Raw genomic sequence first — 20,936 nt, 5'->3', positions numbered from 1 at the left:
GTAAGTCTTCCCACTTCATATCAAATAACGATAACAAAAATTAACTAGCTGATATAACGCTCCTATTCCCTTGTTTTTTCAATAAGTATCATGAGTTGTTATTTACTTACAACCCAATTGCAAAAATATCAAAGAACCTTATTATAAGAGAAATGAAAACACAGCAAAAAAAGGCAGCATGTGCTGCCTTTTATATGACATTCGTTATTCAGCTAAAAACATAAATCCAAGTGCCCCGGGTCCTGTGTGTGTTGAGATTACCGGGCTAGTAAAAGAAATATCAACCTGACAATTAGGGCTAATCTGTAAAATAGCATTTTTTAACTTTGTTGCATAATCAAATGCATCAGCATGTGCTATTCCAACTGCCTTTACCGTTTTACCTTTAATGTCGTCAGCGAATTGTTTGGCTAAAAATTTAATGGCCTGCGACTGACTTCGTACTTTCCCAACTGGTGTATAGACACCATCCTCTAAATTAGCGATTGGTTTGATATTAAGGAGAGACCCGATCATGGCTTTTCCTTTCCCAATGCGGCCACCTTTAACAAGATTTTCAAGTGTATCAACTACAACATATAAATGTGTATGTTGACGGATTTTTTCAATACGATCAAGTATCTCCTTTTTAGACGCACCCTTTTGAGCCATTTGAGCAGCCTCAATGACTTGATAGCTTAATGCTTTAGATATAAACATGGAGTCTACTACGGTAACATCGACATCCGTCATTTGGGCTGCCCCTTGAGCTGATTGAACCGTACCACTCATTCCTTTTGTCATATGTATGGAGATCACGGAGCTTCCATCTCTTCCTAGCTCCTCATATACTTCGAGAAATTTACCAGTAGGTGGCTGAGAACTTTTAGGTAATTCACTAGCACTCTTCATTTTTTTTATAAATTCATCTGCCATTAAATCAATTCCATCAGTATATGTTTCACTATCAATAGTGATTGAAAGAGGTACCACTGTAATATCATATTGATCTAAAATATCTTTACTAATATCTATTGTTGAATCTGTTACAATTCTTACGTTGTTCAATTTTTTCACATCCTTAAAATACTAACTTCTATTATACATTCTAAACACGAGGATTCAATCTAAATTAATATGATTATTAATTAAACGTCATAGAAATTTCGAATCATTCTATCCTTACCCACATTTAACATTTTTCAAAAGAGAAAAGTCTATAGTTATTATATGATTTGATAAAGATATGTAATCTAAAAAATCGAAAAAGAAAAGCACGGCATGCGCTACGCAACCCTTCGAGTGCTTTAAAGAAATTGTCCATGCAGGCGATGCTTAGTTTCGCTGCCTAAAATCTAAAAAAGATAGCGTACTAAAAGACAAAAGGGCCTGGAATGTAACCATTCCAAGACCTTTTGTCTACAACATTAAAGAACTAGAAGTACTGATTCTTTTACAAATTAAGCGTTGTTCTTTAAAATAAAGTTCCCATATAAAGCCTCATAATCTGGCCATTTCAGAACCTTTTTTAAGTATTCCTTAAAAGAGTAAGTGCTTTTGGGATTTCTCTGTGAAGAAATCGTTGATAATAGTTTTTGTAAACGGATTTGAAGCATGAAACGGTATTTGTTATCTTCCTCCAATACTGGTATGTCAGTAATCTTTACCTTCTGTCCACTAATAAGCTTGAACTCTAGGCTCTTGAATAACAAAGTTATCAATCCTCTTTTTCTACCCGTTTCCTATATTATACCCCATTTTTATTGGTGATTGTGTCTATTTATGTCGCCTAGAGAAAAATTTTTCTTTCATTTTGTACTAAAAAATATCACTAAAGGCAAATGAATATAGTTCACTTTCTTTATCCCGACTACTTAAATAAGAAGGTGGAATAAATTACTATCCTTGTTAACTTCAGTATAGTAAAATCCTTTTTTCTTCATTCTTTGAAGCAATGAATGGTAGTCTTCTCGTTGCTTTAATTCAATACCAACTAAAGCTGGGCCTTTGTCCTTATTATTTTTCTTCGTGTATTCAAATCGATTAATATCATCATTGGGACCTAAAACTTCATCTAAGAATTCACGTAAAGCTCCTGCTCTCTGAGGAAAATTCACAATGAAATAATGTTGAATCCCTTCGTAAATCATAGAACGTTCTTTTATTTCTTGCATCCTGCCAATATCATTATTTCCCCCACTTACAATACAAACCACATTTTTCCCTTTTATTTTGTCTCTCATAAAATCTAAAGCAGCAATCGACATGGCTCCAGCGGGCTCTGCAACGATGGCATTTTCATTATACAAATCTAGAATAGTTGTACAGATTTTCCCTTCTGGTACGAGTAAAACTTCCTCAACTACATCTTTACAGATTTCAAATGTTTTCTCCCCTACTTTTTTCACTGCCGCTCCATCCACAAATTTATCAATTTTATCTAGTGTAATTACTTCGTCTTGTGCCCTAGAATTATATAAAGCAGGAGCACCTTCTGGTTCAATTCCAATCATTTTTGTAGAAGGAGAAATGGCATGAAAATAAGTACCTACACCTGAAATGAGGCCTCCACCTCCTACGCTTGCCAATACATAATCAACTTGAACATCAATATCGTTTAAAATTTCAACTGCTACCGTTCCTTGGCCTGCAATAACATCCACATCGTCAAATGGATGAATAAAAATTCGTTGCTCCTCTTCTTTACATTGCATCGCTTTCTGATAAGCATCGTCAAATGTATCCCCACTTAAAATAATTTCAACATATTCTTTCCCGAATAATTCAACTTGTGATACTTTTTGTCTTGGCGTAGTTGATGGCATGAAAATCTTCCCATGGATCTTCAATTGCTTACATGAATATGCTACACCTTGAGCATGATTTCCAGCACTAGCACAAACAATACCGTTCTTGGTTTGAACTGTTTCTAGCTGTTTAATTTTATTAAATGCACCGCGAATTTTAAAGGATCTTACAACCTGTAAATCTTCACGTTTTAAATATACATTACACTCATATTTCTCTGAAAGTTGTTCATTTTTTTGTAATGGTGTATGTGTAATAACATCTTTAAGTAAGTGATGAGCTTTTAAGATATCCTCCACGGTAACATCATGTAATTCATCGATAGTTTGTTTCATTGTCACGACCCTTTCCAATTGCTTGTTAATTTGAAATTATATCACGAATATTCAAAATATAAAGGAATTTTTCGAAATTTTACACAAACTTCAATTGTAAGCGTTTTATAAGCTACACTTTACTCCAAAGCTCTTTCTTTTATATGATTAGGCTCTGATATACATAATAGATAATTTTGGTTACAAACATTCGCTTTCCTTAGACCTTCTGGAAGCCTCTTCTACATAAGACTCATGTATTTCTATTCAAATCAACAAAGGGCAAAAAAACAATCAACATTAACACAACCTATGATAAAAGCAGGAAAATTAGTTTTGATAATTTAATTGAAGGTACCAGTTGTTTAATAAGAATGGAACCGGATACACGTGAAGAATGAATTAAAATTAGACTAACATTAACTTGCTTTTTTCATTGCTAGAGACTCTATAACTACACTTCTTAAAAAATAAATGATATAATGAGCATACATTTTTAAGATGTTTGATATGATACAGATTGGATCTTTTTGGGTTATGAAAGGAGATATAAATGGCAAATACACATACATTCTCTAAGGGTGAGGAAATCGCCAATTCTGTTACACATGGTATAGGTGGCTTATTAAGCATAGCGGGTCTAGTAGTTTTGATTGTGTTTTCTTCATTACATGGAACTGCTTGGCACGTTGTGAGCTTTACCTTATTTGGTGTCACAATGGTTTTATTATATACAGCTTCAACGCTAGTACACAGCTTTCCTGCTGGTAAAGCTAAAAATGTGTTTGAGATTCTTGATCATTCAGCTATTTACTTTTTTATTGCTGGGACCTATACTCCATTTATGTTTATTGCCGTAAAAGGATGGATAGGCTGGACTTTATTTGGGATTGTATGGGGACTAGCAATTGGCGGAACAGTATTTAAATCCTTTTTTGTAAAAAAATACCTCTTTTTTTCAACGGTAATGTATGTGGTTATGGGATGGCTAATTGTTTTTGCCTGGAACCAAATTATTGTAAATGTACCTACTAACGGCGTCATACTATTAGTATCTGGAGGATTGCTTTATACAATTGGGGCTGTCTTTTACGTCTGGAGAGGCTTCAAATACCATCATGCTATTTGGCATTTATTCGTCCTAGGTGGTACTGTTCTTCACTTTTTCTGTGTATTATTCTATCTGCTACCTTAACTAACAATTTAGTAATATGTAGGACTTAGAATGTAGTCTTTTTTAAAGTTTTATGTATATTAAAAAAGACATATGAATTCTGCTTGGAACACGAAAAAAGTGCCATGATTAAGTTCAAGGCACTTTTTTTCGTGGCTTTTTTCATAAATCTCTATCATTTTTTAGCATAGTCTTTATTGAGACAAAAAATTCACATACATAAAATTTGCGAGAAGCAACAAGCTATATAATTAAAGTACTTTTAATCCTTTTTCTATTGTTGCCCTAATTGCTTCAACTTCAGTTTTTAATTGTGGATTAGTCGAGTCAATATAAACAGGATCATGTACAGTCACCTTTATGGTTGCAGAACAAAATTTTTTCCCTTTATTCTCTTCCATAATTTGATACGTACCATTTATAGATATTGGTACTATTGGGACACTAGCATCACTGGCCATCCGTATTACACCTGATTTAAATAAACCTAATTCCGTACCTTTACTTCTAGTACCTTCAGGAAAAACAATCAGTGAATGACCAGATTTTAATTGCTCTATACTCTCCTTCAAAGCTTGTACTGTTCCTCTTCTGTCAGTGCGATTTATGAATACACACCCCATTGCTTCCATCCATAGAGACGCAAACGGAACCTTTTTCATTTCCTGCTTTGCTAAAAATCCAGCTTCTTTTGGTAAATATCCTAAAATTACTGGAATATCAAAATTACCTTGATGATTTGATGCAAGTAAGACGGGGCCTGAGGGAATCTTTTCAATTCCTTCGACCTTTACTGTGGATCCCGTTAGATTGAGTAAAAATTTTGCCCATCTTTGTGTTAATAAATGAATATGTTGATAAAAATCCGTTTGGTCAACATACTCTCTTTTCTTTCTAATCCTCATCAGCTTTGGAAGCATGTAAATCATATATCCATACCCCAAAATGCATGTCTTTATCATTCTATACATTTTCATCATACCTTACAAATTAGTTTACAGATCATAACTAAATGCTTATGTACATAGAATTTAAATTTTATCATATACGATGAATTCTAAATCATGTGCATTCTTGTCATCTTTTAATCTTAATTTTGACGAACATACTTTCCACTCACGAGGATTAATGACAGGAAAGTATGTGTCACCCTCATATTCATGGTGTATTTTAGTTATATATAATGTAGTCGCATACTCCAACATTTCGTTAAATATTTCTGCACCACCAATAACAAAAATGGTTTCGTTAACATCATTGGCTAGTATAAGCAATTCTTCAATAGAATGTAGAGTTTGAACACCTTTTTTATTATAAAGAGGGTCTCTAGTTAAGATAATATTCTCTCTATCAGGTAAAGGTCTTCCAATAGATTCAAACGTTTTACGCCCCATAACAATTTTATGATCTAAAGTTACTTTTTTAAAATATGCTAAATCAGCGGGTAGGTGCCAAGGCAACTGGTTATCTTTTCCTATTACTCGATTTAAGTCCATCGCAACGATTAGTGCTATCAACATTTTCACTCCTTACTAGAAATTCAAAACCTTCAATGTGAACAAATGAAAAACACTCCGAGTTTTGAGCATTTCCTCCACAAACCTTCATTTACACAGCAACTTCACCCTTGATTGCTGGTTCTGGATCATACCCTTCTAATTCAAAGTGCTCCATTTTATATTCAAAGATCGAATTTGGAACTGTATTTATTTTTAAGATAGGTAGTTCTTTAGGTTCGCGTGTAAGCTGTAATTTCACTTGTTCTAAGTGGTTTGAGTATATATGAACATCGCCACCAGTAAAGATCAACTCTCCCACTTCCAAATTACATTGTTGAGCAATCATGTGAGTGAGTAAAGCATAGCTTGCTATATTAAAAGGGAGTCCTAGGAAGGTATCAACAGATCTTTGTTGCCACATGCATGACAATTTACCATCCGATACATAGAATTGAAAAGCATAATGACATGGGGGTAATTTCATATTGTCTACCTCTCCTGCATTCCACGCATTTACCAATAAACGTCTTGAGTTAGGATTTTGTTTAATTTCATTAACGACACGTTCTATTTGATCAATAATCTCACCATTTTTCGTTGTCCAATTTCTCCATTGGGACCCATATACTGGCCCTAAGTCACCGTATTTAGCAGCAAATTCATCATCTGTAATTATACGACTCTTAAATAAAGTCATTTCATTTTGATATAATTCGTTAAACTCTTTGTCTTGTTGACTACGGATTCCAAAGTTTGTCATATCAGGTCCTGTGTACTCATCACTTTCAATCCATTTCTTAAACGGCCATTCATTCCAAATGTTATTGTTATGCTCTAATAAAAAGCGAATATTTGTGTCACCCTTTAAAAACCACAAAAGCTCACTTGCAACCAAACGAAAGGGTACTCTTTTCGTTGTAAGTAATGGAAACCCATCATTTAAATCAAATCTTAATTGTCTCCCAAATACTGAAAAAGTACCGGTTCCCGTACGATCGCCTTTTTGAGTACCATTTTCTAAGATATCATTAACTAAATCTAAGTAGCTTTTCATTAATATCGGATTCCCCTTTTTTCTTTTACTTTAGCTATATGAGTAAGAGTTTCACAATTTTCTTTCTTACTTCTAAATACCATTCCTATTCTATCATTTTCATCTTACAACAGGTATATTTTCAACATATTTTCTCAAGCATAGATTAATTATTTAAAACCTTTACCGTTTCCTCAGCATTCTTTTCTAGCGACAAAATAAATTTAAAAGTAAGAGGAGCTTTTTGCTCTAATAGCTGCTTAGTTGATGAATCGTAGTAGTACATCGCAAATGTTTCAGCAAAATATTCTTCTGGAAACCGTATAAAATAATCTTGGAAAGGAAACAATGCATCCGCCTCCTGTTTCCATATATTGATAAAAACCGGGTTCGATCGAACATAATGAAAAACATAGCGGTCTATAGCATGAGCAAACTCGTGGAGCTCTAATGAAACGGAACCATGTCCTTTACCAAATTCACTATGCCCAATCTTTGCATATACCATCCGATTTGAACTCATTCCGGGTACAGATTCCCAAAATGCTTGATTATTTTCATATCCTCTCGGTTTACTATTTTTTAATTTCCCAAGACCTCTTTGGTTTGTCAATGGTCCGGTAAAAAGCTTAACATGGATACTCTCTTGTAGGGCAAGTTGTAAAATATTTTCGTTTATTTTCCCGATATTTTCAATCATAGTAATGGCTTCATCTTCATGAAATGAAGCCTCAGGTAAAAACACTAATTCTTTAATATATTGATTGGTTAAAATGGTGTGATTCTCTTTAAATTGATAATCCGCCACAAGAATCCCCTCTGGAAAAGCTTTTACTAGATGGTAAAAAGATGTAGTGATGACTACTATAAGCAGAAGAAAAAGACCTTTATTCATAGCTGTTCATCCTCTCAAGGAAGGTCTATACGAAGTGGAAACGAAGAGTGGTTAGACTAATGTCTTTCATCCTATATATTATCTATTGTATCATATTCTACTATCCTAAACTATTTACCTATCCTTCTTTCTTACTCTTTTATTCGCTACCATTTAAAGTTAGTTGTTTTTTTGCATACATGATAGATATGGATCTTACTAGGAGAATTGCACCATAGAAAAAGGATTAAGCACACACATATAGATAGTGAAGTGTTTAATCCTTTTACGTATATTCTTGACATAGTCATTGTAAGTCTAAGTATAGTTGCCATGGTTGGTCGGTCGTCCTAGCTAAAAGCTGATTTAGCTTTTTAGAATTTTCCATTGTTGAACCTTAATGAACATTCATCCAATTTGGTGGAGTGTTTTTATTCCAATATATACTTCCTAAATCCTTATGTGATACAAATGAATCGTGATAGGTATGATAATGGAAATTAAACCAATATCCTTCTAAAGGTTTATTTTCTCTCCTCACGTGGAAACGTAAAACATCTTCGCCAGTATCCGTGTTGTAAATGTGGAAAATCTTTTCACCAGTTCCAGCTGATGGCATTGATATTTCAAGGTTCTTAAATTGTTCATCTTCTTCTTCATTTAGATAATGTGTGATAACCTCTTCAATCTTAGGAAAAATGACATCTTTAAACTCATTTTCAATGACAGATCCAATTTTATTCCCAAACTTCATAAAAGACTTTTCTTCTGCCTCATGAATTAGTGTAGATAGGAAGTCTTCTTTTGATCTTACAGGCTCTGTTTGTTCATTTCCAACCGTTTTGACAACACTTTTTAAAGCGCTATCAATAACGCTATCAGAAAAGTTAGATTTAGAGAAATTATCCTCTGAAGGCTTATCCTCTAGTGCTAAAGAAGCCGGCGGTGTAACCAGTCCAAGGGTAGCTATAGAGAATAAAATGACTAGAGATTTTTTCATCCATTTATTCATGGCCAGACTTCCTTCCAGTACATTTGTTATTAATATTTTAACATATCTATCTATTGTATTGTATAACAATCTTGTTACAGAATGAAGGATTTTACTATTGAAGAAAGTAGAGAGAAGGTAATCCGAAAAGGATTTTTCGCAGGAGCCTTTTAGAGTAATAGTTTGCTTCTATCGTGAAGTACTTCTTTTAAAATACAAAGGAATCATTTACAATAAATGAGAAAAGCTATGTCTAGGAGGGATAGTATGAGTTATGACACTATATTTTTCATTGCCTGCTTTGTTACACTAGCGTATTTCATTTACATAGAAATCACGGACTAACAGATCTGAGCCTAAGAAAAAGCTCCAGGGGCGTGTCTGGAGCTAGACTCTAAACTAAGTACAAAGCGAATACCTATCTTTTAAAGAAGGGCATTATATCGCCCTTTTTTACATTTGTTTTGTCTTTTTTCTAGTTGATGAAAGGCTCTTTCCAGTTGTTTCATTTACTGTTGTTCCTTGGCCTTCCACATTTGGAGAACCCAACCCTTGTCTTGATGGATCTTTTTTTCTTTTTGTCATATTACTCACCTCCATAAGGATAGGGTTTGTTAATATTAAATTTCTATAACACCATAATGAAATTTAGAAGACTTGCGTATATGAACAGAAAATCCGTATCGATCAAATCGGTTACTCTTATAATGGTCCTTTAAGACAACTCTTTTCTTTGCAACACGCCTTGCTTCTAGAATGGTTTCAGTTTTTAAGTCACTGTAGTTTGCAAAGGTTTTTAAAGGGACCAGTGCAACAGATTCTTCAATTGTTTCCTCAAACATCGGATCAAAATAGATCACATCAATTGAGCGATCTTCACAGCCTTTTAAGTAATCTAAATGATCCCTTGAATACACCTGTATTCTTGGCATCGCTTCATCAACTGGAATATAATCCGTTTTCCATTTACTTAACCCTGTCTCCACTAGATAAGCCAATTTTTCACTTCCCTCTAAACCAGTAACATTTCCAGTTTTACCAACCATATAACTTGCAACAATGCTATCTGATGCTAATCCTAGCGTACAATCTAAAAAGGAATCGCCTTTTTCTAACTGGCAAGCTTTAACAAATGGGTCCTCTTCTCCTCTTTCTAACCTTTTTATTCTGAACATGGAAGAATTCGGGTGAAAAAAGAAAGGGGAATTTGCATTTTTAGCATGTAATTCAATTCTCGCCTTACCTACTACTAAAATATCATCTTGAAAATCCTTTTTCATTAATGAAATTGCTCTCTTATTACGGAATTGAAATATCCCCTCTAAAGAAATAGCAATTTTTTTTGCAGACTCTATTGCGTTTTCATCTGGTCTTGTTGATGTGGTTATAATCACAACTTACACTTCTTTCTCATTAGCTTAGACATTTTTCATCGGCTTATATAAAAATTCTTTACTTAAATAAAGCTCCTCACTTCATTCCTTCTCTTGTAGGCGCAATAAACACTAATTTAAAGATAATTTAATCCACTCATTCCTATAGTTCATATATGACGATATATGATATATATTTAAAATTTGCTAGCTCTATTAAACGCGGTTACTGATTACAGTTCCATGCACTCGCGGCGTTTGAGCCTGCAGGTGACAAGGAGCTTTTGTATTCTAATCAGAAATACATATCTTCACTATGCATATTAACACAACTCAAATTTTAAGATTAGAACTTAAAAAAAGATGCAAGAAGCATCTTTTTAACAATATTGATTAAAAGCATTTTCTAAATTACTCATAATCTCTTCAATTGAATGACCTTCAATATCATCTCTTGGGATAAAGTGAACGACTTCCCCATCTTTTAAGAGCGCCATTGAAGGTGATGAAGGTTCATAGCCCTTAAAATACTCACGCATTTTACTAGTCGCTTCTTTATCTTGCCCCGCAAATACTGTTACTAACTTTTCTGGCTTTTTATTTGCATTTAAAGCTGTTTGAGTCGCAGCAGGTCGTGCTAAGCCCGCAGCACATCCACAGACAGAATTAACAACGACAAACGTAGTACCATTCGCTTGTTCCATCAAAGCTTTTACTTCCTCAGGAGTTGTTAGTTCTTCAAATCCTGAATTTGTTAGCTCTGTCCTCATTGGTTTTACAATTTGTTTCATATATTCTTCATATGCCATCGACATAATAAAATCCCTCCTGTGTTTTACATGTAGTTAAAGAATACTATAGCAAATAAGGCTTTGCAACAAATTGAAAGAGGCTGGGACAGGAGTGCCTGGCACCTTATCGTAACGACTATATGTACGCACTGATTTATCTAGTGCACACAATAGATTGTATTGGAGGGTGCCTGGCTCTTTGTTTTGTCCCAGCCTCTATTGTTATGAAATTTAATTATCTTCAAATAAATCTGTTACAGCACCTTTAGAAGCACTGGACACATTACGAGCATATTTTGCTAATGCACCTCTAGAAACTAATTGCGGAGCTTTCCAGTTCTTTTTACGCTCTAAAAACTCCTCTTCTGTTATTTCAACAGATAGTTCTCTTTTTTCGCTATCCACTGTTACAAGATCTCCATCTTCAACGAATGCAATAGGTCCACCCACTTGAGCTTCTGGTGAGATATGTCCTACAACCAAACCATGAGATCCCCCTGAGAATCTTCCATCAGTAAGAAGTGCAACGCTTTCTCCAAGACCTTTTCCAACTAAGATACCTGAAATGGAAAGCATCTCAGGCATGCCCGGCCCACCTTTAGGTCCTTCATAACGGATAATTAATACATCTCCCGCTTTAATTTCTCCAGATATAACTGCATCAGAAGCTTCTTCCTCAGTATTGAACACTTTAGCAGGTCCTGTTAACTTAGATACCTTTAATCCAGAAACCTTAACGACAGCGCCTTCAGGGGCTAAATTCCCTCGTAGAATCACTAGCGGACCATCTTTTCGCTTAGGCTCTGTAATAGGATAGATCACTTTTTGCCCTTCTTTTAAATTGTTACACTCTAAAAGATTCTCTTGAATAGTCTTACCAGTAACTGTTAAGCAATCACCATGTAATAAGCCCTCTTGAAGTAAGTATTTCATTACAGCAGGGACACCACCTACTTGATGTAGGTCATTCATTACATATTTTCCACTTGGCTTCAAGTCAGCTAAGTGAGGTACTTTTCTTTGAATACGATCAAAATCATCAATTGTTAAGTCAACATCTGCTGCATGCGCGATTGCTAAAAGATGAAGAACCGCATTAGTTGAGCCTCCAAGAGCATATACAACTGTAATCGCATTTTCAAAAGCTTTTTTTGTCATAATATCTCTTGGTTTAATCCCTCTTTCGACAAGATTATACACTGCCTCACCAGCTGCATAGCAGTCTTGGAATTTCTCATCTGATTCTGCGGGATTTGAAGAACTGTATGGTAAACTCATTCCCATTGCCTCAATTGCTGATGCCATCGTATTAGCTGTATACATTCCACCACATGAACCTGCGCCAGGACATGCATGACACTCGATTTTATTAAGCTCTTCTTGATCAATTTTTCCAGCATTAAATTGACCTACTCCCTCAAACACTGAAACGATGTCAATATCCTTACCGTTAAGATTCCCTGGTTTAATTGAACCGCCGTAAACGAAGACAGAAGGTAAATTCATTCTAGACAATGCAATTAAACAACCTGGCATATTCTTATCACAACCGCCTATTGCTACGACTGCATCTAAGCTCTCTCCACCAACAACTGTTTCAATTGAATCAGCAATCACATCACGACTAGGTAATGAATAACGCATACCAGTTGTGCCCATTGAAATCCCATCGGATACTGTAATGGTATTAAAAATCATACCCTTTCCACCAGCTTCATTCGCTCCACTTTTAGACTGTAGTGCTAGCTTATCAATATGTATATTACAAGGTGTAACCTCGCTCCATGTACTTGCTACCCCGATTAATGGTTTCTTAAAATCATCATCATTAAAACCTACTGCTCTTAACATCGCTCTGTTAGGTGATCTTAACGCACCATCAAATACCTTACTTTCATTTCTTAAATCCTTGGTCATGTTTAAACCTCCAAAATTTATTATTGTTAAATACTATAGTTCGAATTTGTTAGTTTTGCAACAATATTCAAACAATTTGCAAAAAAAAATAAAAAGCAGCCAATATTGATTGACTGCTTTCTATAATTATGCGTTACTTCTTCTACTTTCTGTCATTTGCTTCCAGACAGATCCTTTTGCTTCGTCTCCACCTTCTATACGCTCAATTGCCATCTTCACCTGCATGCTCACTTCAAATTCTGGATCTTCCTGAGCAGCTTTTAATGCAGGCAAGGCCGTTTCATCACCAACTTCATATAAAAACATTGCGGCTCTCCATCGTACGAGCTTATTCTTATCCTTCAGTGCCTCTATCATCTCTGGAATTGCAGAGGAATCTCCAATGTCAGACAAACAATCCCCTGCCGTTCTCCTAACTGTAACAGATTTATCCTTCAATGCTTTATACAACAGTGGCAGTATTATTGGTTTTTCAATCATACCTAAGTAAACTGTGGCAAGTCTTCTAATTGAAGCTTTTTCATCATCTAATGCCTTTTCTAATACGTCTAAATCATCTTCAGAAGGATCCATTTGATCTAAATGAGCAAATCTTTCAGTCCAATCATCCGTACTTAACATCTCAATTGTCACTTTATAGGACTTACGAGGTTGTGTTTTTGCTTTTTCTTTTTCTTCAGTTGTTGCGTTTGCTAATTTGTGCAATCTTTCATCCGAATATGCCGCATTTATTTCATCCACTATTTCTTTTCCAATTTCAGTAAAATCCCCATATCGAATGCTGTGTTCTTTCCATTGTCGATCAAGAACAACATTTTCCTTCCCCTGTTGAACAGTAAACACTGCGTGTTTGAATCTCTCCGGAAGCCCAATTCGCTCTTCTCTTTCACCATCTGTTAATTTAACTTGCATAGGTATTTGGTTAAACATCTGTATAAATACTTTAACTTCTCCAAATGCTTCTCCTAAATCATTTTCATTCTTATTGTTATCTGATACTTCCTCTCCAAAAGCTTTGCGTACCGCAGCTAATAGATCCTTCCAATCGAATTTCGCATTACGTTCAACCGCTAGAAAATCCGCTACATGATACACACCTTTAATGCCATCAATTTTTAAAATATCTTGAATAACATCAGGTGCATCATTTATTTCTTCTTTTTTATAATTATTGCTTTTCCCCTTAGGTAATTCCTCTGATAACAATACTTTCATTGTATTAGGACTTGGAGTTGGCTCTATTGCTTTAATTTTCATCTTAACACTCCTTTAAATCTTATCGTAACGATATTGTAACATAGTCGTTTAAATACTTGCTATTTGTAGGTTTCAACTTGTCTACACCAGCCTAATAAAGGAGGATTTTGTCATATTTTTTTATTTTTATAGTATGTTTTAGGGACATTGTTTTATATTTCATTTATGTAAGGAGAGAACATCCATGGCAATCGCAAGCTCAGCTAAAGAAGCTTTAGTTATATCATCCGTAGCTGCGGGAATAATGTTAGGCGGTCCTTCTCTCGTTAAGGCAGGAGCCCCTACAAATCAAGAAAGCAATAATTATACAATGACAGAGAGTACTCATGCATTACGGTACGGACATATTGGTCAAAAAGTTGAGGAAGTGCAAATGAAACTTTCCTCACTTACTCTTTATTCAGCAACAATTGACGGTGTTTTTGGAAAGCAAACAGAAAAAGCAGTTGAGCAATTCCAACGACTTCATCATTTAAAGGTAGATGGAATAGTTGGAGATGAAACACTAACACGATTAGCAAACACAAAACCTATAACAAAAGAGTTAGAATATGGTGATGCATCAGAGGAGCTAAAATCCTTTCAACAAAAATTAAAAAAGCTAAACTATTATCTAGGTGCCGTAGATGGAATCTATGGACCACTAACTCTTCAAGCAGTAGAAGAATACCAACAAAAAAATAATTTAGAAATAACAGGCACAATTAATATTCACACTCAAATTCACTTAGAGACAAATCGAAACAAAAAGGGAAAAACCTTAAAGAATATTAAAGTAAAGACTTCCGAGCATTCCGTAGTTTCCAGTTCAATACCTTCAATCGCCAAAAATTTACTAGGAGTTAATTATGTTTGGGGAGGCACCACACCTACCGGGTTTGACTGTAGTGGATTCATAAAATATGTCTTTGAACAAGCAGATATCCTTTTACCTCGTACAGTCAATGAAATATGGAATTACTCCACTGACATTCAGAAAGCAGGTGTTGGGGATCTAGTCTTCTTTGAGACGTATAAGCCGGGTCCTTCACACGTTGGCATTTACTTAGGAAACGGTCAATTTATTCATACAAGTTCTTCAAATGGGGTATCAATTAGCGATATGTCAAATACTTATTGGAATTCTAGATATATAGGAGCTAAAAAGGTTCCAACTTCATCATAATTAAGACATAGATCTTTCTTAAAGATAAACTTGGCTATCGTATAAAAGATAACTCTTAGACGATAAGCTAAGTTTATTTTTATTACCTCCTAGACCATTATTCACTTGGCCACTCAGCATAAAACTGGGTTAAGAAGCTTTCAAGAAACTCATGCCTTTCCTTTGCTAATTTTTTACCCGATCTAGTATTCATTTTATCTTTTAATAAGAGGAGTTTTTCATAAAAATGCGAGATAGCATCAGTCCGTTTTACAGAGATAGGATCATAGATAACATTTCCTCTTGATCCCGCAAATGCAAAAGTTCTAGCAATTCCAATTGCACCTATTGCATCTAATCGATCAGCATCTTGTACTACTTTTGCTTCTAAAGAGAGTTGATCACTAGGTATTTTTTTTCTGAAACTAATTGTTTGAATAATGATATCAACCTTCTCTATTATTGATGAATCTACAGAATATCTTCTTAAAAATTCCTTTACCTCAGCACTTGTTAATCTCATTTGATCAGGTAATTTATCGTCAATTAAGTCATGAAGTAATGCAGCTAGTTCAACAACAAAAATGTCTGCCCCTTCCTCTTTAGCAATAACTAACGATAATTTTCTTACCCTCTCGATATGCCACCAATCATGACCACTCCCTTCTTCTTCCAACTTGCTAAATACCAACTTTTCCGTTTCATATATAATTCTTTTTTTATCCATTTTTAACACGCTCCTTTTATGAAATCCTATCCTTTCGAAAGGCTGTTTTCACATAGATTGTTGTATTCATGTAAATTCCGAAGTGCCGAAATCCCACCTGGTACAAGGTTCTTTGGTTAGTAAAGAGAGTGCAGTCCTTTTCTTTCTTACTACCCTTTATTTTAGGTATGAATGATGACTATATTCTTTGAAATGAATACTAAATAGCAACAAAGTTTAAGAAAAGAGCCATTAGATATAACACTTTTCATAGACATTTAACATATTCTATAAGGAATTTGGTCTCATTGTTCGAAAAAAATGTGGAATTCTCTTTACGTATGCTGACTTGTGTAGTAGCTATTCTAGAAAAGACAGATCGATGATTGTAGATAAGTCATCCCTCTCCTTCTCTACAATCTATGTCGAACAGGCATATTGTCTTATATCGAATGATGAATGATAATGACACCGATTACTATAACATAGCTTAACAAATCAACATTTATAAAGGAGAATGATTTCATGAGGTTTATCAATTCAAACCAGATTGGTCAAGCATGGACAGGAAAACATGTTATCATCATAACTTGTTTTAATGATCAACTATCGGTTATCTCAAAGAGTAACCATGCACCATTTGAACTTCCAAGTACGAACTGTGCTGAAACTCTTGCTCGTTATGTAAGCATCGGTTACAAAATTCATCGCATCACTCCTCTTACAATCCAAAGAGTTCAATATTTATTGGTACTTTAGTGCAACCTTTCACATACTAAAAACAAGCCATACTTCTCAAATAAGCAGAGAAGCATGGCTATTCATACATGATTACTCATTATGTAAATAATTTTTGAATATCTGGTTTAATTTCCATTGGATTAGTATTTGGTGAATATCTCCCTATTACTTCACCAGTTGGACCTACTAAAAATTTTGTGAAATTCCATTTAATCGCTTTACTCCCTAGTAGACCGGGTGCCTCTTGAGTTAAAAATGTAAATAATGGATGTGCATGTTCTCCCTTGACATCAATTTTAGCAAACATTGGAAAGCTTACTCCATAATTGATCTCACAGAAGCTTTCTATGTCCTGGTTATCTCCAGGCTCCTGCCCCATAAATTGATTACTAGGAAAACCTAGTACAACAAATTTTTGATCCTTAAATTCGTCGTATAATGCTTGGAGCTCTTTATACTGAGGTGTAAAACCACATTTACTTGCTGTATTTACAATTAATAAGACGTGGTCCTTAAATTCCCCTAATGTCTTTTTTTCTCCTCTTATCGTTTCAACCTCGAAATTATATAAGTCCAAAAATAAAACCTCCTTTTTTCTATCATGACACATTGTTCTTATGAAATACAATCTTACGTATGTTAGCTTTCAGATTTCTGTTTTAATAGGCTAATCGATTGATCGACAATATTTAATAGCTTTTCAAGATTATTCTCACCGAATGAATTGATAAAATCTACATTAAAATTATGAATATACTTTGTTGTTGTATTTGTTTTTTCTTTCATTAAGATCAAATGAATATTATGTGAATTACCCCAACATTTTTTTAATTTTCTATAGAATAGTTCATCATAGTCTTGGCTTCTTGCCTCTTCGACAAAACTTACGACTACATGACAACCAGGTTCAGTGATAGTTTGTAGTAATTCTCCTGCAAGTTGTTCTTGATCCATCGAAATCTCAATTGTTACATAAGTCTTTCTAAATTGGCTACTAACAAATGTTAGAGAATATCTTCGACTCATTGTAGCAAGATCTACTATATCACTTCGATTTGTCACAGAAAGTTCTTTTTCGAGGTCTAAATCATATATATACCCTTCAATTACTACCTTTAAATTATCAAACACAGTTGGGTCGAACATCTAAAACCTCCTTTGAAGCCTATTTAGTCTAAAAGAGACCAACAGCGTATCCCTCTTCTGTTACATTCATGTTAAGTGCAGCTGGTTTAGATGGTAAACCTGGCATTGTCATAATATTACCTGCGAGCGCAACGATAAACCCTGCACCTTTGGAAATCTTGAGCTCACGAATTGTTATGGAAAAATTTTCAGGCTTACCCAATATAGTCGGTTCATCAGTTAAAGAATATTGAGTTTTTGCTATACATACAGGTAATTCTCCCCATCCAAATTTTTCATATTCAATAATTTGTTTTAAGGCCTTTGAGGTATATTGAACACTTGTTGCGCCATAAACCTCACTTGATATAGTAAAGATTTTTTGTTTAATCGTATCTTCTTCCTTGTATAGATAATGGAATTGATTTTGTGATTGATCAATTGTTTCTAGTACTTTTTCAGCTAATCTCACTCCACCTTGACCACCATGCTCCCAAACTTCACATAAAACGGCAGGGTGTTTTTCTTCATAACACCAATCCAACAAAGTTGAAATTTCTGAATCTGTATCCATCAAAAATTTATTTATTGCCACAACATATGGTAAACCAAAAGACTGTATCGTTTCGATTTGCTTCTGTAAATTAGGAATGCCCTCTTTTAACGCTTGAATATTTTCATTCTTTAATTCTTTTTTATTTAACCCTCCATGCATTTTTAATGCACGTACCGTTGCTACGATGACTACGGCTGAAGGTGTTATTTTCCCAATTCTAGATTTAATATTGAGAAATTTCTCCGCACCTAAATCAGCACCAAAACCAGCCTCTGTAACCACATAATCTCCTAACTTCGCTGCCATTTTTGTTGCAATTAAACTGTTGCAGCCATGCGCAATATTTGCAAAAGGTCCTCCATGAATAATAGCAGGAGTATGTTCAATTGTTTGAACTAAATTAGGCTTTAAGGCTTCTTTTAGTATCAGCGTTAAGGCCCCTTCATAACCTAGATGAGCAACAGTGACCGGTTCATTACCAAAAGTAAATCCTACAACAATTTGTGATAAGCGTTTTCGAAGATCACGTAAATTACTTGCAAGGCATAATATAGCCATTATTTCAGATGCAACTGTAATATCAAAGTGCTCTTCCCTCGGTACTCCATTAGTAGGTCCACCAAGTCCAATCGTAACATTTCGTAAGGATCGATCATTTAAGTCAAGTACCCTCCTCCAGGTTATACGCCTCGGGTCAATCCTACACTCATTTCCTTGATGTATATGATTATCAATAAATGAAGCTAGCGCATTATTAGCCGAGGTAATTGCATGAATATCCCCTGTGAAATGTAAGTTAATGTCCTCCATTGGTAATACCTGTGAGTAACCTCCTCCTGTTGCGCCTCCCTTTAAGCCCATTGTTGGTCCTAAAGATGGTTCCCTCATAGCGACAATGGCTTTTTTATTTAATTTGTTTAAAGCTTGAGCAAGACCAACCGTTACAGTTGATTTCCCCTCACCTGCAGCCGTTGGGTTAATAGATGTAACTAAAATGATTTGTCCATCTTTCTTCTCATTTAAACGGTCTAATATATGTAATGATAGCTTCGCTTTGTATTTTCCATATAAATCTACTTCATCTTGCTTCACATCGAGATCGTTCTCAACTAATTCTTTAATTGGGATTAGCTGAGTTTCTTGCGCGATTTGAATATCTGTTTTATAGCCATTTTTCTTCTCCATTATTTAAACTCCCTTACTAGAATATTCCTTCAGAATATTTTACCATATAGTTAAAATTATCATTGGTAATTCATAAATCCCATTTTATATAGCTGTGTTAAAAGCATATAGGTAATTTTTGAACTGCCTTAATTGAAGCTTTAAGCATGAGATCCCTCCAAGAGTGGCTATTGGCCGGAATCCAAAAAGGAATAACTGTAAATTCCGAATAAAAAAGAGACATCTATTTCTATTTTTTAGATTTAAAGGTTTTAAATACTCAAATAATAGGAATTGAATTATTTTTCCAAACTTTCTATAATAGGTTATTAGTTACTTAAGAATATCTGGTCCGTGAGCCTACTGAGAACCATTTACCACACCTCCTCACTTCCCAATTCGAAGATAGGTGGTTTTTTTCAGAAAGTTCAGTCAGTTACCATTATGTTAAAAAACTAGCGTTTTAAAATAATCAGGAGGTGCAAGTAATGCCAATAAATATCCCTAGCGATTTACCAGCTAAAGAAATACTTGAGCAAGAGAATATCTTTGTAATGGATGAAAGCCGTGCCTATACACAGGATATTCGCCCACTTAATATTGTGATCTTAAACATTATGCCTGAAAAAGAAAAAACAGAAACGCAGCTTTTAAGATTACTAGGAAACTCTCCACTTCAATTGAACATAACATTCTTAAGACCTGAAACGCATCTTTCAAAAACGACCAGTAAGGAACATTTAGAAGCATTCTACACCACATTTAAATATATTCAACATAAAAAGTTTGATGGAATGATTATTACAGGTGCACCCATTGAGCATTTAGAATTTCATGAGGTTTCCTATTGGTCTGAGCTTGAGACCATTATGAATTGGTCTCAAGCTCATGTTACCTCAACTTTACATATTTGTTGGGGAGCACAAGCAGGACTTTTCCACCATTATGGCGTAAATAAATATCAATTGGAAAAAAAATGCTTTGGCATTTTTGAACATGAAATTGTAAAGCCTACAGTAAAATTATTGAGAGGATTTGATGATCTATACTATGTTCCTCATTCGAGACATACAGATGTTAGTAAGCAGGAGATAGAGAAAGTACCATCCCTTGAAATCCTTTCAATTTCTGATGAAGCTGGTGTTTGTTTAGTTATGTCAAAAGATGGAAAGCAGATTTTTCTAACTGGACATCCTGAATACGATGTCTACTCCTTAAAGGATGAGTATGAAAGGGACATAGCTCGAGGATTAGAAATAGATATACCTACAAATTACTTTAGAAATAATGACCCAACAAAAAAACCTATTCAATGCTGGAAATCTCATGCAAATCTACTATTCGTAAATTGGTTAAACTACTATGTTTATCAAGAGACTCCATATGTATGGGACTAACCTTTGTTTCTTAATCCTATAGGGCACAAATTTTCATGAACTTCTCAATATTTTACAAGAATTTTACATCTTAAGAAATACTTAATAAATGCT

At 34.6% G+C, this 20,936-nt stretch carries 20 protein-coding genes and 2 pseudogenes; 5 read left to right on the top strand and 17 right to left on the bottom strand.

The annotated features are described in order from the left end of the window. Positions 1-204: 204 nt before the first annotated feature. From A9C19_RS08195 to ilvA, 3 genes are all read right to left on the bottom strand, one after another. A complete protein-coding gene (locus A9C19_RS08195; protein WP_072579492.1) occupies positions 205-1,047 on the bottom strand; it encodes a DegV family protein in 843 nt (280 codons plus the stop codon). 392 nt (positions 1,048-1,439) lie between these two features. Beyond that, positions 1,440-1,691 carry a DUF2535 family protein gene (locus A9C19_RS08190; protein WP_072579491.1) on the bottom strand — a complete coding sequence of 84 codons (252 nt, stop codon included), beginning with the start codon at positions 1,689-1,691 and terminating at the stop codon, positions 1,440-1,442. Positions 1,692-1,853: 162 nt separating this feature from the next. Continuing rightward, the gene (gene ilvA, locus A9C19_RS08185) at positions 1,854-3,122 is read right to left on the bottom strand and encodes a threonine ammonia-lyase IlvA (protein ID WP_072579490.1); all 1,269 of its coding nucleotides are present in this window, start codon (positions 3,120-3,122) and stop codon (positions 1,854-1,856) included. A 532-nt stretch (positions 3,123-3,654) separates the two neighbouring features. On the opposite strand from ilvA, the gene trhA reads away from it, so the two are divergent. Further along, positions 3,655-4,296 carry a PAQR family membrane homeostasis protein TrhA gene (gene trhA, locus A9C19_RS08180; RefSeq protein ID WP_072579489.1) on the top strand — a complete coding sequence of 214 codons (642 nt, stop codon included), beginning with the start codon at positions 3,655-3,657 and terminating at the stop codon, positions 4,294-4,296. 230 nt (positions 4,297-4,526) lie between these two features. On the opposite strand, the gene A9C19_RS08175 is transcribed toward trhA, so the two are convergent. The 10 genes from A9C19_RS08175 to A9C19_RS08130 all read right to left on the bottom strand — a co-directional run bounded on the left by A9C19_RS08175 (position 4,527) and on the right by A9C19_RS08130 (position 14,010). Continuing rightward, positions 4,527-5,204, bottom strand: a complete 678-nt coding sequence (locus tag A9C19_RS08175) for a lysophospholipid acyltransferase family protein (RefSeq protein WP_158515064.1) — start codon at positions 5,202-5,204, stop codon at positions 4,527-4,529. Between the two features lie 102 nt (positions 5,205-5,306). Further along, a complete protein-coding gene (locus tag A9C19_RS08170; protein ID WP_083584320.1) occupies positions 5,307-5,792 on the bottom strand; it encodes a dihydrofolate reductase in 486 nt (161 codons plus the stop codon). Positions 5,793-5,883: 91 nt separating this feature from the next. Then, the gene (locus tag A9C19_RS08165; protein ID WP_072579486.1) at positions 5,884-6,828 is read right to left on the bottom strand and encodes a thymidylate synthase; all 945 of its coding nucleotides are present in this window, start codon (positions 6,826-6,828) and stop codon (positions 5,884-5,886) included. A gap of 145 nt (positions 6,829-6,973) precedes the next feature. Further along, positions 6,974-7,702: an anthrax toxin lethal factor-related metalloendopeptidase gene (locus A9C19_RS08160; RefSeq protein WP_072579485.1), complete on the bottom strand. Its 729-nt coding sequence runs from the start codon at positions 7,700-7,702 to the stop codon at positions 6,974-6,976. 376 nt (positions 7,703-8,078) lie between these two features. Further along, the gene (locus A9C19_RS08155; protein ID WP_072579484.1) at positions 8,079-8,693 is read right to left on the bottom strand and encodes a YpjP family protein; all 615 of its coding nucleotides are present in this window, start codon (positions 8,691-8,693) and stop codon (positions 8,079-8,081) included. A 432-nt stretch (positions 8,694-9,125) separates the two neighbouring features. Continuing rightward, entirely contained in the window at positions 9,126-9,257 is a 132-nt protein-coding gene (locus A9C19_RS08150) for a YuzL family protein (RefSeq protein WP_072579483.1), read from the bottom strand. Positions 9,258-9,292: 35 nt separating this feature from the next. Then, the gene (locus tag A9C19_RS08145) at positions 9,293-10,066 is read right to left on the bottom strand and encodes a class I SAM-dependent methyltransferase (RefSeq protein WP_072579482.1); all 774 of its coding nucleotides are present in this window, start codon (positions 10,064-10,066) and stop codon (positions 9,293-9,295) included. Positions 10,067-10,425: 359 nt separating this feature from the next. Then, on the bottom strand, positions 10,426-10,860 hold the full coding sequence (locus A9C19_RS08140; RefSeq protein ID WP_072579481.1) for a BrxA/BrxB family bacilliredoxin: 435 nt from the start codon (positions 10,858-10,860) through the stop codon (positions 10,426-10,428). Positions 10,861-11,067: 207 nt separating this feature from the next. Further along, positions 11,068-12,753 (bottom strand): dihydroxy-acid dehydratase, encoded by a 1,686-nt coding sequence (ilvD, locus tag A9C19_RS08135; RefSeq protein WP_072579480.1) that lies wholly within the window; start codon positions 12,751-12,753, stop codon positions 11,068-11,070. Between the two features lie 126 nt (positions 12,754-12,879). After that, a complete protein-coding gene (locus A9C19_RS08130; RefSeq protein ID WP_072579479.1) occupies positions 12,880-14,010 on the bottom strand; it encodes a conserved virulence factor C family protein in 1,131 nt (376 codons plus the stop codon). A gap of 184 nt (positions 14,011-14,194) precedes the next feature. Here A9C19_RS08130 and A9C19_RS22710 point away from each other — a divergent pair. Together A9C19_RS22710 and A9C19_RS22705 are read left to right on the top strand one after the other, a co-directional pair. After that, positions 14,195-14,713 (top strand): annotated as a pseudogene (locus tag A9C19_RS22710) (peptidoglycan-binding domain-containing protein); the annotation flags it as partial. Between the two features lie 114 nt (positions 14,714-14,827). Next, positions 14,828-15,175, top strand: a pseudogene (locus A9C19_RS22705) (C40 family peptidase); the annotation flags it as partial. Between the two features lie 97 nt (positions 15,176-15,272). Here A9C19_RS22705 and A9C19_RS08120 read toward each other — a convergent pair. Then, complete coding sequence (locus A9C19_RS08120) at positions 15,273-15,881, bottom strand: HD domain-containing protein (RefSeq protein ID WP_072579477.1); 609 nt, start codon at positions 15,879-15,881, stop codon at positions 15,273-15,275. Between the two features lie 504 nt (positions 15,882-16,385). On the opposite strand from A9C19_RS08120, the gene A9C19_RS08115 reads away from it, so the two are divergent. Then, positions 16,386-16,619, top strand: a complete 234-nt coding sequence (locus A9C19_RS08115; protein WP_072579476.1) for a hypothetical protein — start codon at positions 16,386-16,388, stop codon at positions 16,617-16,619. Between the two features lie 79 nt (positions 16,620-16,698). On the opposite strand, the gene A9C19_RS08110 is transcribed toward A9C19_RS08115, so the two are convergent. The 3 genes from A9C19_RS08110 to A9C19_RS08100 form a co-directional block, all read right to left on the bottom strand. Continuing rightward, on the bottom strand, positions 16,699-17,178 hold the full coding sequence (locus tag A9C19_RS08110) for a glutathione peroxidase (protein ID WP_072579475.1): 480 nt from the start codon (positions 17,176-17,178) through the stop codon (positions 16,699-16,701). Between the two features lie 62 nt (positions 17,179-17,240). Further along, on the bottom strand, positions 17,241-17,747 hold the full coding sequence (locus A9C19_RS08105) for a hypothetical protein (protein ID WP_072579474.1): 507 nt from the start codon (positions 17,745-17,747) through the stop codon (positions 17,241-17,243). A gap of 28 nt (positions 17,748-17,775) precedes the next feature. Continuing rightward, positions 17,776-19,467 carry a formate--tetrahydrofolate ligase gene (locus A9C19_RS08100; RefSeq protein ID WP_072579473.1) on the bottom strand — a complete coding sequence of 564 codons (1,692 nt, stop codon included), beginning with the start codon at positions 19,465-19,467 and terminating at the stop codon, positions 17,776-17,778. Between the two features lie 467 nt (positions 19,468-19,934). On the opposite strand from A9C19_RS08100, the gene metA reads away from it, so the two are divergent. Beyond that, positions 19,935-20,843, top strand: a complete 909-nt coding sequence (metA, locus tag A9C19_RS08095; RefSeq protein WP_072579472.1) for a homoserine O-acetyltransferase MetA — start codon at positions 19,935-19,937, stop codon at positions 20,841-20,843. Positions 20,844-20,936 lie beyond the last annotated feature (93 nt).

Source organism: Bacillus weihaiensis, from assembly GCF_001889165.1.
In the GTDB taxonomy this organism is placed as follows: domain Bacteria; phylum Bacillota; class Bacilli; order Bacillales; family Bacillaceae; genus Metabacillus; species Metabacillus weihaiensis.
This window is presented reverse-complemented; position numbering and strand designations above follow the sequence as displayed.

Coding starts and splice junctions, on each gene's coding strand:
- ilvD (WP_072579480.1), bottom strand. CDS start 12,753: ATGACCAAGGATTTAAGAAATGAAAGTAAGGTATTTGATGGTGCGTTA.
- A9C19_RS08105 (WP_072579474.1), bottom strand. CDS start 17,747: ATGTTCGACCCAACTGTGTTTGATAATTTAAAGGTAGTAATTGAAGGG.
- metA (WP_072579472.1), top strand. CDS start 19,935: ATGCCAATAAATATCCCTAGCGATTTACCAGCTAAAGAAATACTTGAG.
- A9C19_RS08155 (WP_072579484.1), bottom strand. CDS start 8,693: ATGAATAAATGGATGAAAAAATCTCTAGTCATTTTATTCTCTATAGCT.
- A9C19_RS08130 (WP_072579479.1), bottom strand. CDS start 14,010: ATGAAAATTAAAGCAATAGAGCCAACTCCAAGTCCTAATACAATGAAA.
- trhA (WP_072579489.1), top strand. CDS start 3,655: ATGGCAAATACACATACATTCTCTAAGGGTGAGGAAATCGCCAATTCT.
- A9C19_RS08100 (WP_072579473.1), bottom strand. CDS start 19,467: ATGGAGAAGAAAAATGGCTATAAAACAGATATTCAAATCGCGCAAGAA.
- A9C19_RS08160 (WP_072579485.1), bottom strand. CDS start 7,702: ATGAATAAAGGTCTTTTTCTTCTGCTTATAGTAGTCATCACTACATCT.
- A9C19_RS08120 (WP_072579477.1), bottom strand. CDS start 15,881: ATGGATAAAAAAAGAATTATATATGAAACGGAAAAGTTGGTATTTAGC.
- A9C19_RS08165 (WP_072579486.1), bottom strand. CDS start 6,828: ATGAAAAGCTACTTAGATTTAGTTAATGATATCTTAGAAAATGGTACT.
- A9C19_RS08115 (WP_072579476.1), top strand. CDS start 16,386: ATGAGGTTTATCAATTCAAACCAGATTGGTCAAGCATGGACAGGAAAA.
- ilvA (WP_072579490.1), bottom strand. CDS start 3,122: ATGAAACAAACTATCGATGAATTACATGATGTTACCGTGGAGGATATC.
- A9C19_RS08150 (WP_072579483.1), bottom strand. CDS start 9,257: ATGACAAAAAGAAAAAAAGATCCATCAAGACAAGGGTTGGGTTCTCCA.
- A9C19_RS08175 (WP_158515064.1), bottom strand. CDS start 5,204: ATGATTTACATGCTTCCAAAGCTGATGAGGATTAGAAAGAAAAGAGAG.
- A9C19_RS08140 (WP_072579481.1), bottom strand. CDS start 10,860: ATGTCGATGGCATATGAAGAATATATGAAACAAATTGTAAAACCAATG.